The sequence below is a fragment of the Phenylobacterium aquaticum genome (assembly GCF_022695515.1).
GTDB classification, from domain to species: Bacteria; Pseudomonadota; Alphaproteobacteria; order Caulobacterales; family Caulobacteraceae; genus Phenylobacterium; species Phenylobacterium aquaticum.
Window position 1 is genome coordinate 1 of record NZ_JALDPT010000042.1, and the last position, 14,857, is coordinate 14,857.

At 69.6% G+C, this 14,857-nt stretch carries 13 protein-coding genes; 6 read left to right on the forward strand and 7 right to left on the reverse strand.

Annotated elements, in window-relative coordinates; genetic code table 11:
- Positions 1-248: 248 nt before the first annotated feature.
- Positions 249-1,769: a spinster family MFS transporter gene (locus MQH10_RS22585; protein WP_242566240.1), complete on the forward strand. Its 1,521-nt coding sequence runs from the start codon at positions 249-251 to the stop codon at positions 1,767-1,769.
- A gap of 300 nt (positions 1,770-2,069) precedes the next feature.
- Here MQH10_RS22585 and MQH10_RS22590 read toward each other — a convergent pair whose 3' ends face one another.
- Positions 2,070-2,876 carry a class I SAM-dependent methyltransferase gene (locus MQH10_RS22590; protein ID WP_242566241.1) on the reverse strand — a complete coding sequence of 269 codons (807 nt, stop codon included), beginning with the start codon at positions 2,874-2,876 and terminating at the stop codon, positions 2,070-2,072.
- Positions 2,877-3,013: 137 nt separating this feature from the next.
- Here MQH10_RS22590 and MQH10_RS22595 point away from each other — a divergent pair, with 137 nt between their 5' ends.
- The gene (locus MQH10_RS22595; RefSeq protein ID WP_242566242.1) at positions 3,014-3,964 is read left to right on the forward strand and encodes an aromatic ring-hydroxylating oxygenase subunit alpha; all 951 of its coding nucleotides are present in this window, start codon (positions 3,014-3,016) and stop codon (positions 3,962-3,964) included.
- 2 nt (positions 3,965-3,966) lie between these two features.
- Positions 3,967-5,037 carry an acyltransferase family protein gene (locus MQH10_RS22600; protein WP_242566243.1) on the forward strand — a complete coding sequence of 357 codons (1,071 nt, stop codon included), beginning with the start codon at positions 3,967-3,969 and terminating at the stop codon, positions 5,035-5,037.
- A 259-nt stretch (positions 5,038-5,296) separates the two neighbouring features.
- Here the strand turns inward: MQH10_RS22600 and MQH10_RS22605 are convergent, their stop codons facing one another.
- Entirely contained in the window at positions 5,297-5,680 is a 384-nt protein-coding gene (locus MQH10_RS22605; protein ID WP_242566244.1) for a hypothetical protein, read from the reverse strand.
- Positions 5,681-5,830: 150 nt separating this feature from the next.
- Between MQH10_RS22605 and MQH10_RS22610 the strand changes: the two genes are divergently transcribed.
- Positions 5,831-6,604: a TIGR00266 family protein gene (locus tag MQH10_RS22610; protein WP_242566245.1), complete on the forward strand. Its 774-nt coding sequence runs from the start codon at positions 5,831-5,833 to the stop codon at positions 6,602-6,604.
- On the opposite strand, the gene MQH10_RS22615 is transcribed toward MQH10_RS22610, so the two are convergent.
- The 3 genes from MQH10_RS22615 to MQH10_RS22625 all read right to left on the reverse strand — a co-directional run bounded on the left by MQH10_RS22615 (position 6,601) and on the right by MQH10_RS22625 (position 10,546).
- Positions 6,601-8,883, reverse strand: coding sequence for an ATP-binding protein (locus MQH10_RS22615; protein ID WP_242566246.1), 2,283 nt, complete (start codon positions 8,881-8,883; stop codon positions 6,601-6,603). The two genes, MQH10_RS22610 and MQH10_RS22615, sit on opposite strands and share 4 nt — an antisense overlap.
- Before the next feature lie 164 nt (positions 8,884-9,047).
- Positions 9,048-9,860 carry an enoyl-CoA hydratase/isomerase family protein gene (locus tag MQH10_RS22620; RefSeq protein ID WP_242566247.1) on the reverse strand — a complete coding sequence of 271 codons (813 nt, stop codon included), beginning with the start codon at positions 9,858-9,860 and terminating at the stop codon, positions 9,048-9,050.
- Between the two features lie 86 nt (positions 9,861-9,946).
- Positions 9,947-10,546 (reverse strand): HAD family hydrolase, encoded by a 600-nt coding sequence (locus MQH10_RS22625; protein ID WP_242566248.1) that lies wholly within the window; start codon positions 10,544-10,546, stop codon positions 9,947-9,949.
- Positions 10,547-10,713: 167 nt separating this feature from the next.
- Between MQH10_RS22625 and MQH10_RS22630 the strand changes: the two genes are divergently transcribed.
- Entirely contained in the window at positions 10,714-12,342 is a 1,629-nt protein-coding gene (locus MQH10_RS22630; RefSeq protein WP_242566249.1) for a flavin-containing monooxygenase, read from the forward strand.
- Between the two features lie 4 nt (positions 12,343-12,346).
- Positions 12,347-13,327, forward strand: a complete 981-nt coding sequence (locus MQH10_RS22635; RefSeq protein ID WP_242566250.1) for an NADPH:quinone oxidoreductase family protein — start codon at positions 12,347-12,349, stop codon at positions 13,325-13,327.
- 4 nt (positions 13,328-13,331) lie between these two features.
- On the opposite strand, the gene MQH10_RS22640 is transcribed toward MQH10_RS22635, so the two are convergent.
- Complete coding sequence (locus MQH10_RS22640) at positions 13,332-13,661, reverse strand: hypothetical protein (RefSeq protein WP_242566251.1); 330 nt, start codon at positions 13,659-13,661, stop codon at positions 13,332-13,334.
- Positions 13,630-14,832 carry a hypothetical protein gene (locus MQH10_RS22645; protein WP_242566252.1) on the reverse strand — a complete coding sequence of 401 codons (1,203 nt, stop codon included), beginning with the start codon at positions 14,830-14,832 and terminating at the stop codon, positions 13,630-13,632. The genes MQH10_RS22640 and MQH10_RS22645 overlap by 32 nt, the downstream gene beginning before the upstream one ends.
- Positions 14,833-14,857 lie beyond the last annotated feature (25 nt).

Consider the following 14,857-nt stretch of genomic DNA (forward strand, 5'->3'; position numbering starts at 1 on the left):
CCGGAGCCGCGGGGGACGGCCGGCGCGGGCGGCGCGGCCCGATCGCAGGCGCTCAGCATCAGGATCGCCAGGGCGGCGGCGGGGACGGACAGGCGGGCGGGGACCATGGAGGCTCCTTCAAGGGCGGCTTCGACCCTAACGCGCGAACAGCCCTCCCGGCCAGGGCCGACGCGCGTCCCCCCTTCCCCTGGACCGCCGCGACCGCCTATGGTCGGTCCAAACAAAGTGTGTCTGGGGGGCGTGAGTTCATGGCGGCAAGCGGGGCGGCGGATTCGGCGGAGACCGGAAAGACGGTCTATTCCAATCTCTATCGAGGAACGGTTCTGGCCCTGCTGGTCACGGCCTACACCCTCAACTTCATCGACCGGACGATCATCTCCACCATAGGTCAGGCCATCAAGGTCGACCTGAAGATCACCGACACCCAGCTGGGCCTGCTGGGCGGGCTCTATTTCGCCCTGCTCTACACCCTGCTCGGCATTCCGATCGCGCGCATCGCCGAGCGCTTCAGCCGCGTCAACATCATCGCCGCCGCCATCGTGATCTGGTCTGGCTTCACCGCGCTCTGCGGCACCGCCGGCAATTTCGCGGCCCTGGCCGCCTATCGCTTCGGCGTCGGCTTTGGCGAGGCGGGCCTGTCCCCGCCGGCCCACTCCCTGATCAGCGACTATTACGAGCCCAAGAAGCGGGCCACGGCGCTGTCGATCTATTCCTTCGGCATTCCGGCCGGCACCATGATCGGCGCAGTGGTCGGCGGATGGCTGGCCCAGAACTTCTCCTGGCGCATCGCCTTCATGCTGGTGGGCCTGCCCGGCGTGATCGTCGCCATCCTGATCAAGCTGATCATCAAGGAGCCCAAGCGCGGCCATTCCGACATCCAGGAGCATCCGGTCTCGCCGGAGGACGTCACCCCCGTCGTGCCGGCCTTCTCGATCTGGGGCGAACTCAAGGAGCTGGGCTCGGTCGCCAAGACCCTCTTCCTCAAGTGGCCGGTGGCCAACATGGTGCTGGGCGTCACCATCGCCTCCTTCGGCTCCTATGGCTCGGGCCAGTTCGTGCCGCCCTATTTCACCCGCACCTTCGGCCTGAACTATGCCGAGGTCGGCCTGATCACCGGCCTGGTCGGCGGCTTTTCCTCGGGCATCGGCACCATCCTGGGCGGGGTCATCACCGACCGCATGTCCAAGCGCTCGGCCCGCTGGTACGCGCTCACCCCCGCCATCGGTCTGACCATCGCCACCCCGATCTACATCGCCGCCTATCTGCAGCCCTCCTGGCAGACCGCGGCCATGATCCTGCTGATCCCCGGCATCTTCCACTACACCTATCTCGGCCCGACCTTCGGCGTGGTGCAGAACATGGTGGAGACCCGCCGCCGCGCCACGGCCACCGCGCTGCTGTTCTTCTTCCTGAACCTGATCGCGCTCGGCGGCGGCCCGCCCTTCACCGGCTGGCTGATCGACCACTTCGCCCAGTTCAACTTCACCCATCCGGGCGAGAACGGCATCGTCGCCAGCCTGCAGCAGATGATCGGCGGCGCGACCAAGGCCGGCGAACGTTTCGCGGAAGCCTGCCCCGGCGGCATCGCCCCCAAGGGCTCGCCCGCCGAGCTGGCCGGGCACTGCAAGGGCGCCCTGGTCCACGCCACCCGCGAGGGCGTGATCGTCTCGCTCTGCTTCTACCTCTGGGCCGCCTTCCACTACTTCCTGGGCTCGTTCGGCCTGGTGAAGGCCATGGCCAAGGCCCGCGCCGACCGCGGCGAAGCCTAGCCGCCTAAGCCCTCTCCCCACATAGTGGGGGTCGAGAGCGGCGTGTCGCCAAACCATTGGCGCCACGCATAGCCGGACCAAGCGGTCCGGCTCGCTCTCGACGGTTGGGTGAGGGGCCGGCCCGCCGCGCCCTCAGCTAGAATTGACCACGAACCACACGAACCACACGAACCTCAGCTGCGAGACCGCGGATCACCCGACCGCGCGCAAGCGCGCCTCATTCCAACACGAGCCCCTCAACCACCCGTTCGTGTGGTTCGTGTGGTTCGTGGACGAAATCCTTCTCCGCAGCGCCCGACCTCACCCCGCCTTCGCCAGGTACAGGTGCGTCTCGTAGTCGAACTCGAACCCGTCGCTGACCTTGGCGATCGCCGCCTCGATCCCGTCCAGCAGCGCCGTGCGCTTCGGCTCCGGCAGGGCCTGGTGGTAGGACTTGGTGCTCATCAGCGCCCGATAGCTCTGCGCCGTCTGCGGGATCGACCAGGCGTAGGCCCGGTGCTCGACCGGCCCGAAGGCCGGCGTCTCGGCGATCAGCCCGGCCACAGGCCCGCTCGGCAGGTACCAGGTCTCCGGCGCGGTATTCCCGAGCAGCTCCGGCGCGACCGCCAGATAGACCCCGAAGATCGCGCTTCGCACCGCCTCCGGCACGGCCTTGGGCACATTGCCGAACACCGCCAGGGTCCCGCCGGGCGACAGGGCCGCGGCGGCCTTGGCGAAGCGGATCTCGGGCGCCACCCAGTGGATCGCCTGGGCCGAGGCGACCAGCCGGAACGCCCCGGGCTCCGGCGGCCAGGCCTCGAAGGTGGTCTCGACGAACCCCACGTGCCCGGCCTCCGCCAGATTGCGCCTCGCGATCGCCAGCAGCTCGCCACCTGGATCCAGCGCCAGCAGCGGCAGTCCCAGCCGGGCGAACCCCGCCGTCGCCTGGCCTGAGCCGCAGCCCACCTCCAGGATCCGCTCGCCCGCCTTCAGGCCTGCGAACGCCGCCACGTCCGCATAGACCGCGTCCGGATAGGCCGGCCGCGCCGTGTCATAGGTCTTGGCCACCTGATCGAAGGTGACCCTCTGCTTCAGGCGTTCGTCCCGCCAGACCGCGTCCTCGCTCATCTCGTCCTCCCAGATGTCGCGCGAGGATGGGCGCCGCCCCGGGACGTGACAAACGACATCTCGCCCCAAATCTTGTGATGTGAACTCACATGCACTCGGCCTTGGGACGGCGCCCGACCTCGGCCATAGTCGCTCGCATGTTCGACGGTTTCGCCCATGTCTGGACCCCGCTGGTCACCGCCCGCAGCCTCGGCCGCACGCCGCTCGGCCTCACCCTGGCCGGCGAGCGGGTGGTGCTGTTCCGCGACGCCCGGGGTCAGGTCGGCGCCCTCATCGACCGTTGCCCGCACCGGGGCGTCGCCCTGTCCCTCGGCCATGTGGCCCCGGACGGCTGCCTCGAATGCCCCTTCCACGGCTGGCGCTTCGACCGCACGGGCGCGAACCGGCACGTGCCCTTCAATCCCCAGGCGCGCCGCGAGACCCTGGGCGCCACGCCGATCCCGGTCCGCGAACTGGGCGACCTGATCTGGGTCTACACCGCGCCGGGAGCCACCGCGCCGGTCGAGCCCCAGCCGCCGGAAGGCCTGATCGCGCCCGGCCTGCGCCGCACCCTGATCGCGCGCACCTGGGCCTGCCACTGGACGCGGGCCATGGAGAACATGCTCGACAGCCCGCACCTGCCCTTCGTCCACCGCGCCACCATCGGCAAGCCGGTGCGCCGGCGCATGACGCCCACATCCACCATGGAGATCACCTGGGAGGACACGGCCTTCGGCGGCCGCAGCCGGGCCATTCTCGACGGCGACGACAAGGGGGCGCACCTCGAATTCCACCGCCCCAACATCATGGCCCTGCACATCCCGATCCCCGGCCGCCACCTGCGCATCCACGCCCTGGTGATCCCGGTGGACCAGGCCACCACCCGGCTGATGGTCGTGGCCTCCCGCGACTTCGCCAAGCTGGGCCTGCTTGAACCGTTTTTCGCGCGCATGAACGCCCGCATCGCCGACGAGGACCGCGCCGTGGTCGAGAGCTCCCAGCCCTCCGAGGTCCCGCCGCTCGCGCAAGAACACTCTGTCGCCACCGACCGCGCCACCCGCGAGTTCCGGCGCTACTATTTCGAGACGCTCAGGCCGTCGGCGGCGTGACCATGCGCAGCCTCACCGGCGTTCGCGGCGTCGCCGCCCTTTGGGTCTATCTCTACCACGTGACCAACGCCGGCTTCGGCCTGGGCCTGCCGGGTCTCACCCTGATCCCCATGTCGCGGTTCGGCTGGGCGGGGGTGGACCTGTTCTTCGCCCTGTCCGGCTTCGTCCTGATGCACGCCCATGGAGCCGACCTCGCCCGCCTCTCCCGCGCGCGGCTGATGCGGTTCTTCAAGCTCAGGATCGCGCGGGTCTATCCGCTCAGCCTCGCGGCGCTGGTACTGGTCGCCCTGCTGGTCGCCGCCGACCCGGCCTTTGCCGCCTGGTTCCGGGCGCAGGCGCCCGGCAATCTCTCGGGCCCCGCCTTCCTCAGGACCGCCCTGCTGGCCACCCGCTGGGGCCTGCCGGGCAAGGGCGACTGGAACGAGCCGGTCTGGTCGCTCTCCGCCGAGCTGGTCGGCTATGCCGCCTTCCCGGTCTTGGCCTGGGTCCTGATGCGCGCCAAAGGCTTCTGGGCGCCGGTCGCCGTCGCCGCGCTCAGCCTGGCCCTGCTGCTCACCTTCCAGGTCGCTGCGCACCAGACCGCCGACAATTTCTATGATCTGCGCAGCGCGCTCATCCGCATGGGCTGCGGCCTCACCGCCGGCGCGGCCCTGGCCAAGGCCTTCGCCCGCGCGCCCACCTGGGCCGCCCGCGCCGCGACGCCGCTCAGCCTCGCGGCCCTCGTCCTGATCGCCGCCGGCGGCGTGCGGCCCGACCTCGCCTGGACCGCGCCCCCAGGATTCGCCCTGCTGGTCTTCGCCCTGGCCTTCCAGCGCGGCCCGGTCGATGCGCTGCTGGCGTCGAAGCCGGTCCACGCGCTCGGGCGCATCTCCTTCCCGCTCTATCTGATCCATTCGATGCCGCTCATGGCGCTCAGCCATTGGGGGATCTCCAGCCACCCGGCCCCCGCGACCGCCGCCGCTGCCCTGGCCGTCCTGGTCATCGCCACCCTGGCCGCCGCCGCCCTGCTGCACATCGCCCTGGAACGCCCCGCCCAGGCCTGGGGCCGCAAATGGGCCGGCCCCGCCGTCTGAGCGGCGGGTCTTCAGAAATAAGTTGGTCCACGAACCACACGAACCACACGAACCGCAGCTTCAAGGCCGCAAGTCATTCCACCGCGCGCAAGCGCGCCAATTCCTCACCCCGAGCGCCTCAGCCGCCCGTTCGTGCTTTTCGTGTTTTTCGTGGTCAGCTCTTAGGCCGGCGCCGTCACCACCAGCCTAGCCAGCCCCCCCAATCCGTTCGTGAGGTTCGTGAGGTTCGTGGTTCAAAGCCTTGCGGCGCCCGCCACGCCTAGCTGCAGGTCGACAGGTTCACCGGCGCCACGTCCTCGCCCGTCCACACCCCGCCCGCCTTCACAAACCGCCGCGTGCGCGACACCGGATCGGCGTCGCCGTCCTTGGGATCGAAGGCGTTCCAGCTCATCGCCACCACCACCTTGGCGGTCACGCCCTTGGCGGCCTCGGCCGGGCCGATCGCCTGGGCGCCCTTGCAGCCGACGTCGAAGCCGGTACAGGCGTCGGCCTTGGCGGCGCAGGCCTTGTCGGTCTTCACGATGCCGGTCCGCCAGGCCAGGATCTGGGCCTCAAGCTCGCTGTTCAGGTCCGTCGCCGGCTTGGGCTTCTGACATCCGGCCAGGGCGAGAGCCGCCGCCGCCAACACCACCATCGTCTTCAAGATCGCCGCTCCGCGCTGCCTCGGCCGGACTGGCCGGTCGGCGGCCTTATCACGACAATCAAGGCCGTCCCGTGACGGCGCGCGCCAACTTCCGCCCTGGGCCCGCGACGCCTATTGTCGCGCCATCTCACGCCCTTCGAGGAGTCGCCCATGCGCTACGAGATCACCGGAACGGTCATGCAGACGGTCAGCATCGACCTGGCGCCCGGCGAGACGGTCTACAGCCAGACCCACGCCATGGCCTGGATGAGCGACAGCGTGAACATGCACACCAACACAGGCGGCGGCCTGTTCGCGGGCTTGAAGCGCTCTCTGACCGGCGGCAGCTTCTTCGTCACCGACTTCACCGGCGAGCGCGGCAACGCCCATGTCGCCTTCGCCCCGCGCTTCCCCGGCTCGATCATCGCCCGCCAGCTGGCGCCCGGCGAAAGCCTGATCTGCCGGCGCGAGTCCTTCCTCTGCGCCGAGAAGTCGGTGTCCCTGGAGCTCGCCTGGCAGCAGCGCATCGGCGCGGGCTTCTTCGGCGGGGCGGGTTTCATCCTGCAGAAGGTGACCGGCCCCGGGGTCGTCTGGCTCGATCTGTCGGGCGAGGTGGTCCACAAGACGCTGGCGCCGGGCGAACGTCTGCTGGTCCATGCCGGCCATGTCGGCGTCCATGAGCCGACCGTCAGCTTCGACATCCAGATGGTGCCGGGCTTCCGCAACATCCTGTTCGGCGGCGAGGGGCTGTTCCTGGCCAGCCTGACCGGACCAGGTCAGATCTGGCTGCAGTCCATGCCGATCCTCAACCTCGCCGAGGCGATCGCCGAATACCTTCCGGCGGCCGAGGGGCCGCGCGGCGGCGGCGGCGGCACGGTCGGCGCCCTGGCCGGGGCGGGGATTGTCGGCGGCATACTGGGCGGCCTGCTCGGCGGCGAAAGCTAGGCCGCGTCGCTTTCCGCCCGGGCGACCAGGGCGGAATTGATCGCCTCCATCAGGTCGCGGATCTCGATCGGCTTGGCGACGAAGCCGTCCATGCCCGCCGCCAGATAGCTGTCGACCTGGTGGGTCATGGCGTTGGCGGTGAGCGCGATGATCGGGGTGCGCGGCCGGCCGCTCTCGGCTTCGCGGATGCGGATCGCCCGCGCCGCCGAGGGCCCGTCCAGCACGGGCATCTGCACGTCCATCAGGATCAGGTCCCAGGGCTCGGCCTCCCAGACGGCGACCGCCTGCTGGCCGTTGTCGACCACCTGGGGGGTCAGGCCGAACTGGGCCAGCAGGGTCTTGAGCACCAGCTGGTTGATCGGATTGTCCTCGGCCGCCAGGATCCGGAACTCGCCGCCCAGCTCGGCGGCCTCCTCCTCGCCCGCGCCGTCCGGCAGCAGGCACAGATCGCCGTCGGCGCGCGGCAGGGGCAGCACCACCGTGAAGCGGCTGCCCTCCCCCTCGCGGCTCTCGACCGAGATCGTCCCGCCCATGGCCTCGGCCAGCTCGCGGCTGATCGCCAGGCCCAGGCCCGTGCCGCCGAACTGGCGCGTGGTCGAGGAATCGGCCTGGACGAACTTGGCGAACAGCTTGTCCAGCCGGTCGGCGGGAATGCCGACACCGGTGTCGGACACTTCGATGCGAATGCCCGGATCGGCGGCGAGGATCGACACCCGCACCCCGCCCTCGGCGGTGAACTTCACGGCGTTGGAGATCAGGTTGTAGAGCACCTGCCGCACCCGGGCGGAGTCGCCCAGATAGGCCCCGCGGGCCTCGGGCGCGATCTGCAGGTTGAAGGACAGGCGCTTGGAATTGGCCGTCGAGGTGAAGGTCGCGTGCGCCCCTTGCGCCACCGCCTCCAGGTCGAAGGGCGCGGTCTCCAGCTCCAGCTTGCCCGCCTCGATCTTCGACAGGTCGAGCACGTCGTTAAGGATGGCCAGCAGGGCCTCGCCCGACTGGCGGATCACGTCCAGCCGGTCGCGCTGCACCGGCGACAGCGGCTCGCGGGTCATGGCCTGGGCCATGCCCAGCACCCCGTTCATCGGGGTGCGGATCTCGTGGCTCATGATCGCCAGGAATTCGCTCTTGGCGACGCTGGCGGCCTGGGCGGCCAGCATGGCCTCGGCCTGATCGCGGACCACCGACTGGAAGGCGGTGATGTCGACAAAGGTCACCATGCACATCGACCAGGGCCGCGCCCCGGCGGACATGGCGCGCACGTGCACCATCACCTCGGCCGCCTCGCCGTCGGATCGGGTCAGGGTGGTCGGGAACGGCGGCAGGGTCCCTTCGGCCGAGACATCCCTCAGGCTCAGCGCCAGACCGGTCAGCATGGAGTCGTCGAACAACTCGGCCATGGAGCCATAGCTCAGGTCCTGGGCGCCGATCAGCTCGCGGGCCGCGCCATTGGCGTCGGTCAGCCGGATCACGTGCAGGGCGTCCGGATCGGAGGTCAGCCGCTGGGACAGGAGCTCCATGTCGTCGCCGTCGGCCTCGACGCCGCCGGTCAGGCGCTCGTACAGGGGCGAGGCGTCGAAGCACAGCTGCGGCATCGGGCTGTCGTCGAACAGGTTGCGCCACCGGCCGCGCTCGGCGTTGGCCGCCCGCTGGGCGTCGGCGGCGACGTCGCGCTCCCGCTGCAGGTCGACCATGGCCCGGCGCAGGGTCTGGCTCTCCGCCCCCATCATCGCCGCCAGCCGGGCGATGAACACCCCATAGGCCGCGCCGCCGAAGCTGAGGAACACCGCGCCCTTCCAGGTCAGGGCATGGCCCAGCAGCAGCGCCACGATCGGCGCCAGGGTCAGCATCAGGGTCGCCGGACCCACCAGGGTCAGCGCATAGCCGCGGACGCCACGGGTCATCACGGCATTGTTCAGGGCGATGGCGCAGCCGACGAAGATCGCCGCGCTCAGCCCGATCGTCGAGCGGTCCAGCAGGAACAGCCAGATCCCCGTCCCGTACAGCCCCCCCGACACGGTGCGCGACAGGGCCGAGCGCAGGGCCATGCGGTGATTGGTCGGGTCGGCGGCCAGCCGCCGGGCGAAACGCGCGTCGGCGATCAGCACCAGGTTCGAGGCGATCACCCAGACCACGGCGATCCAGACGGGGATCAGACAGGCGGCCAGGGCGCCCAGCAGCACGCCTTGGGCGATCCGCCCCCCCACCCCGCGGGTGCGCCATTCCAGAACCCTGCGGCTCGCCTCGGTCTCTTCGAACACACAGCCCCCCGCCCGCAGCATCTACAGGTCTCTGATCAGTGTGCTCCAGATTGCGGCCGGCAAATTGAAAGAATACCTACCAGGCCCCTGCGTCACTCCGCCACAGTCAGGTATTGAACGCCCCGATTTGGGTCCTTTGGCCCGCGAGTTCATAGCTCAACTCAGATTGGGTGTAGTATCCGAGGTCAGCGGCCGACAAAAACCGGCTCGCGCTTCTCCAGGAAACTCCGGACCCCCTCGCGGTGATCCTCGGTCTGGAACAGGCGATAGATCACCTCGATCGCCCAGCTTCCCACCTCGCGCGGGTCGCCATAGGCCGTCCTGGCCAGACCCTGCTTCATGTAGCGCAGGGCCAGCGGCGAATTCGACGCGATGCGGCGCGCCAGTCCCAGGGCCCGGACCATCAGCTCCTCATGCGCAACAACCTCGCTGACCAGGCCGATCCGCCCGGCCTCGGCCGCGTCAATGACGTCGCCGGTGAACAGCAGCTCGGCGGCCTTGGCCGGCCCGACAATGGCCGGCAGCCGCAAGAGGCCGCCCACGTCGCAGATCAGGCCGCGGCGGATGAACAGCTCGGCGAACTTGGCGTTGGTCGAGGCGATGCGGATGTCGGCATAGAGCGCCAGCTCCATGCCCCAGCCGACGGCCGATCCGTTGACCGCCGCGATCACCGGCTTCTCGCACTCCAGCGCCGCCATCGCCGCCGGGGTCGGGGCGTACTTCACAGGAACCTGGGCCGCCCCGCGCGTCTGCGCCCCGCCCTCCCCGGTCATCATCTCCTTGACGTCCTCGCCGGAGCAGAAGGCCGGATCGGCCCCGGTCACCACCACGCAGCGCACGTCCGGATCGGCGCTCGCCGCCTTGAACGCGCCCTCGATCTCGGCATAGGCGCGCGGGTTCAGCGCATTGCGCCGCTCCGGCCGGTTCAGGGTGATGGTCGCGATGTGGTCGGCGACCGAATAGAGCGTGCAGGTGAAGTCGGCGGGCGCGATGGTCATGGCGGGTCCTCCCTCGAGGTTTTGCCGGCCATGCTGGCCCCAAATCGCCTGCCGTGAAATGGCGCCCTGGCGTCAAGCGGGCGCCGTCAGTCGAAGAAGGCGGTGATGTCGTCCATCGCCTGTTCAGTGGTCTGAAAGTGGATGGCCCTCATGCCCGTCTCACGAGCGGCCTCGGCGTACTTCGCAATATCGTCGACATAGACAATCTCGCCGGCGTGCGCGCCCACCCGGTCTAGGGCTAAGCGAAAGATTTCCGGATCGGGTTTGGCGACCCCAAGATCACACGATGAGATCACGCCGCGGAACATCCCTTCGAAGCCGGGACGGCTCATCCACTCCGCCTCAGGCGCCAGACTGTTGGTCAGGGCCCAGACGGTGACGCCCCGCCCCGTCAAGTCCCTCACGAAGCCCGCGAAGCGCACATTGAAGTCGCTCATATAGGCCTCCTCCAGCATCGCCCTGAAGGTCTCGCTGGTCGTGCCCCAACGCTCGGCGGCGCGGCGGTAATAGTCTGCGGCGCTGATGCGTCCCAGCCGCGCAAGGTCGGCCTCTCCTCCCGTAGACAGCCAGGCCTCGAGCTCAGGCCGGTCAAGCCCGGTGCGCGCCGACCAGCGCGGCCAGAAGTCATCGGTGGGCCAGCCCCGGTAGAATACGCCGCCGATATCCGTCAGCAGGACTTGCGCCATATCGGTTCCCCTAGAGCGGCGGATCCCTGGCTTGGGCCCGCCTTTTCGCAGGCATTTTGGGCCGCAAAATTACGACGATGCGACCCCCAAAAAATCGCTATGCGTCCCCTAGGTCGCCGCTCCTACTATGGCCCCAACAAGAGACGCCATCACATTGGGGAACGACGATGACCGCAGTTGCTGCAAAGGGCGAAACCACCAGCCTCGACGCCGTGATCATCGGCGCGGGCATCTCCGGCATGTACATGCTGCACCGTCTGCGCGGCCTGGGGCTGAAAGCCCGGGTCTATGAGGCCGGATCGGATGTCGGCGGCACCTGGTTCTGGAACCGCTATCCGGGCGCGCGGGTCGACATCGAGAGCCAGGAATATTCCTACTCCTTCTCCGAGGAGCTGGAGCGCGAGTGGAAGTGGAGCGAGCGCTACGCCGCCCAGCCCGAGATCCTGCGCTACCTGAACCACGTCGCCGACCGCTTCGACCTGCGCCCCGACATCCAGTTCGACACCCGCATCGCCTCCGCCCATTTCGACGAGGCCGCGGGCCGCTGGACCGTCCGCACCGAGGCCGGCGAGACCATCGACGCCAAGTTCTGCATCGCCGCCACCGGCTGCCTTTCGGTCCCCAACGAGCCTAATTTCAAGGGCCAGGAGACCTTCAAGGGCCCGACCTATCACACCGGCCGCTGGCCGCATGAGGGCGTGGACTTCACCGGCAAGCGGGTGGCGGTGATCGGCACCGGCTCCTCGGCCATCCAGTCGATCCCCCAGATCGCCAAGCAGGCCTCCCAGGTCTACGTCTTCCAGCGCACGCCCAACTACAGCGTGCCCGCCCACAACGCCCCGATCGACACGGCGGTGGCCCAGGCTTGGCTCGCCAACCGAGACGAGAACCGCCAGCTTCAGAAGATGTCCACGGCGGGCTTCCTGTTCTCCAATCCCCGCGAGGAGATGGCCACCCAGGTCGGCGACAATGAGCGCCGCAAGGTGTTCGAGGAGCGCTGGGCCCAGGGCGGTTTCGCCGTCGGCGCGTCCTTCGCCGACCTCGCCGTCGACCCGGCCGCCAACGCCATGATCGCCGAGTTCGCCGCCGAGAAGATCCGCGAGATCGTCAAGGATCCCAAGGTCGCCGAGAAGCTGACACCCAAGGACTATCCCTTCGGCACCAAGCGCCTGTGCGTCGACACCGGCTATTACGAGGTCTTCAACCGCGACAACGTCCAGCTGATCGACCTGAAGGAAACGCCGCTCGACACCATCACTCCCACCGGCGTGAAGACCACCGGGGCGGAGTTCGAGGTTGACGCCATCGTCTTCGCCATCGGCTTCGACGCCATGACCGGGGCGCTCTCCAAGATCGACATCCAGGGCCGCGGCGGCCAGACCCTGAATCAGGCCTGGGCCGAAGGGCCCAAGTCCTATCTCGGCATCATGGTCGCGGGCTTCCCCAACTTTTTCACCATCACCGGCCCGGGCAGCCCCTCGGTCTTGTCCAACATGATCGTCTCGATCGAGCAGCATGTGGACTGGCTGCACGACCTCCTGGCCTTCATGGGCCAGTATGGCCTGGCCACCATCGAGGCCTCGCCGGAGAGCCAGACCGCCTGGGTCGAGCACGTCAACGAGGCGGCCTCCAAGACCCTCTACCCCTACGCCAACAGCTGGTATCTGGGCGCCAACGTCCCCGGCAAGCCCAGGGTGTTCATGCCCTATATCGGCGGGGTCGGCGCCTATCGCACCCTCTGCGACGCGGTCGCCGCCAACGGCTATATGGGCTTCAAGCTGCGCCCGGCGGCCTGACCCCATGCAGGCCTTTCAAGCCGAAACGCTGGAGTCGATCGACAGCTATCGCGCCGTCGACCTTCCCCCGCCCGAACCCGGCCCCGGCGAGATCCGGGTGAAGGTCGCCGCCTGCGGGGTCGGTTATGTCGACGCCCTGGTCTCGCTCGGCCGCTATCAGGTCAAGCCGCCGGTCCCGCACGTGCCGGGCAATGAGGTCGGCGGAACCGTCGAGGCCCTGGGTCCGGGCGTCACCGGTCTCGCGGTCGGCGACCGGGTGATGGCGGCCGTCCGCACCGGCGGCTTCGCCGAACTGGCGGTCGGCCCCGCCGCGGCGGCCCTGCGCATTCCCGACGCCATGAGCTTCGCCCAGGCCGCCGGCTTCCGGGTCAATTACCTCACCGCCCTGCACGGCCTGCGCGACCGCGCGGCGCTCCAGCCCGGCGAGCGCCTCCTGGTGTTCGGCGCCGCGGGCGGGGTCGGCGCGGCCGCCGTCCAGGTCGGCCTGGCGCTCGGCGCCCAGGTCATCGCCGCCGGCTCCTCCGAGGAAAAGCGCGCCTTCGCGCAAGGCCTGGGCGCCCAGGCGACCATCGATGTCGAGCCGGAGGGCTGGCGCGACCGGCTCAAGGCGCTCACTGACGGCAAGGGCGTCGACGTGATCTTCGATCCCGTCTGCGGCCCCCTGTTCGAGGCCGGCTTCCGCTCGCTCGCCTGGGGCGGCCGCCACCTGGTCGTCGGCTTCGCCGGCGGCAAGGGCATCCCCGCCCTGCCCTCCAACCTCTCGATCATGAAGGGCGCGGCCCTGGTCGGGGTCGATGTCCGCCAGTTCCCGATCTTCGAACCGGCCAAGGCCGCCGCCGAACTCACCGAGCTCCTGGCCTGGGTGGGCAAAGGACGCCTCAGCCCGCCGGTCGGCCGCACCTTCCCCCTCGCCGACGCCGGCCAGGCTCTGGAATACGCCCTCACCGGAACGGGTCTCGGCAAGACGGTGCTGGAGATCGGCTGAGCCCTTATGGCCGCCGATAACAGGCCAGAGCCCCGGCCGTCCCATCCCCCTGCGCGTCGCAGACCCAGCGCGGGTCGAGCTTGCTGATCGCCGGCGGGAACCGGTGGGCCGAGGTGTGGCCGTTGCGGTTGAACATCCAGATGAGGCCCGGCCGATCGCCTTGCGCGGCGTCCAGGATCAGCCGGTTGGCGTCCTGGTCGGGCGGAACCACCAGGGGTCGGATCGAGACCGGCCGCCGGGCGCGGTCGAAGAAGGCGCCGCCGACCTGGCTGAGGGTCGCCGCATCCATGATCGGGGCCAGCTCATGGTCCCAGACGAACACCACATTGCGCACCCCGTGCGCGGCCAGGAACGCCGAGCCGGTCTCGAACTCGTAGCGCGGCAGCCGCCGGGGCCCTGACAGGGCGTCCAGGGCGGGCCGGACCTGGGCGCCCAGATAGACCACCGCCAGGGCCAGATAGGTCAGGCGGGCCCGCGGCCCTGCGCGGGCGATCAGCACCACGCCCAAGAGCAGCGAGGGCGCCAGCGGGATCATGTAGCGGGGCGACAGGCCCGAGCCGAACACCCCAAAGCCCAGCATCAGGGCGAAGGCGGCCGCGCGCCGCGGCGGTCAGGGTCAGCGCCGGCTCGGGCGTCGTGTCCTCCGCCTCGGGCGCCGCGGCGGGCCAACGCTTACCGATCAGCCGCCCGCCGATCAGGACCACAGCCACGATCTCCAGCATCAGGGGCTGGCCCGGTCCGATCACGAAGCCCGCCATGTCCAGGGCGCTGCGCGCGTCCACCGGCGGATGCCAGACTGACGCCAGCCGCGAATAGTCGGCCAGCCTGGGCGCATGGCGAAGGATCCAGGTCGCCACCGGCGCAAAGACCAGCACGGCCGGCCAGGTCCTGACCGCCGCCATCCTGTGCCGGCCCAGATAGATCAGCCCCTGGGTCAGGACCAGGAACAGCATGTAATAGTGGAGCAGGACGCCGAGCGCCCCCAGCGTCATCCACATCAGCGCCCGGCGCAGGCTGGGGGCCGCCATCACCCGCCCATAGGCCAGGCCCTGGCCGGTCGCGACCGCCAGCAACAGGCCGTAGCAGCGGGCGTCGAGGAAGAAGCCCACACCCCACCAGGCGAAGATCATCGCGCCCCAGGTCGTCCGCGCCGTTCGCGACAACCCGTTCAACGGAACCAGCAGCGGCAGGGCCCCGGCCGCCCAGACGGCCAGCAGGGTCGGGATCCGCAGGGCCAGGTCCGAGCGCCCGGCGATCCCGCTCCATAACCGCTCGATCAGGTAGAAGGCCGGGCCGTTGGAATCCAGATAGACCTGCCGCCAGAAGCTGGCCGCATCCGGCCGCGAGACGATCGACAGGGTGAAAGCCTCGTCGAACCACAGGGGCTCGTGCATCGCGAAGACCCACCGCGCGGCGCCGAGCACCAGGGCCGCCAGCCCCAGCGCCCCCGCCCCCCACATCAGAAGCCGGGATGAGCCGCCCTCCGTGCTCGTCTGGTCCGTCATCGCCCGCCCCGTTTCAGCATCCCGC

What these genes read in the sequence shown, in the direction of transcription:
- MQH10_RS22630 (WP_242566249.1), top strand. Translation starts at nt 10,714, where the DNA reads ATGACCGCAGTTGCTGCAAAGGGCGAAACCACCAGCCTCGACGCCGTG.
- MQH10_RS22600 (WP_242566243.1), top strand. Translation starts at nt 3,967, where the DNA reads ATGCGCAGCCTCACCGGCGTTCGCGGCGTCGCCGCCCTTTGGGTCTAT.
- MQH10_RS22595 (WP_242566242.1), top strand. Translation starts at nt 3,014, where the DNA reads ATGTTCGACGGTTTCGCCCATGTCTGGACCCCGCTGGTCACCGCCCGC.
- MQH10_RS22645 (WP_242566252.1), bottom strand. Translation starts at nt 14,832, where the DNA reads ATGACGGACCAGACGAGCACGGAGGGCGGCTCATCCCGGCTTCTGATG.
- MQH10_RS22610 (WP_242566245.1), top strand. Translation starts at nt 5,831, where the DNA reads ATGCGCTACGAGATCACCGGAACGGTCATGCAGACGGTCAGCATCGAC.
- MQH10_RS22585 (WP_242566240.1), top strand. Translation starts at nt 249, where the DNA reads ATGGCGGCAAGCGGGGCGGCGGATTCGGCGGAGACCGGAAAGACGGTC.
- MQH10_RS22615 (WP_242566246.1), bottom strand. Translation starts at nt 8,883, where the DNA reads ATGCTGCGGGCGGGGGGCTGTGTGTTCGAAGAGACCGAGGCGAGCCGC.
- MQH10_RS22620 (WP_242566247.1), bottom strand. Translation starts at nt 9,860, where the DNA reads ATGACCATCGCGCCCGCCGACTTCACCTGCACGCTCTATTCGGTCGCC.
- MQH10_RS22625 (WP_242566248.1), bottom strand. Translation starts at nt 10,546, where the DNA reads ATGGCGCAAGTCCTGCTGACGGATATCGGCGGCGTATTCTACCGGGGC.
- MQH10_RS22635 (WP_242566250.1), top strand. Translation starts at nt 12,347, where the DNA reads ATGCAGGCCTTTCAAGCCGAAACGCTGGAGTCGATCGACAGCTATCGC.
- MQH10_RS22590 (WP_242566241.1), bottom strand. Translation starts at nt 2,876, where the DNA reads ATGAGCGAGGACGCGGTCTGGCGGGACGAACGCCTGAAGCAGAGGGTC.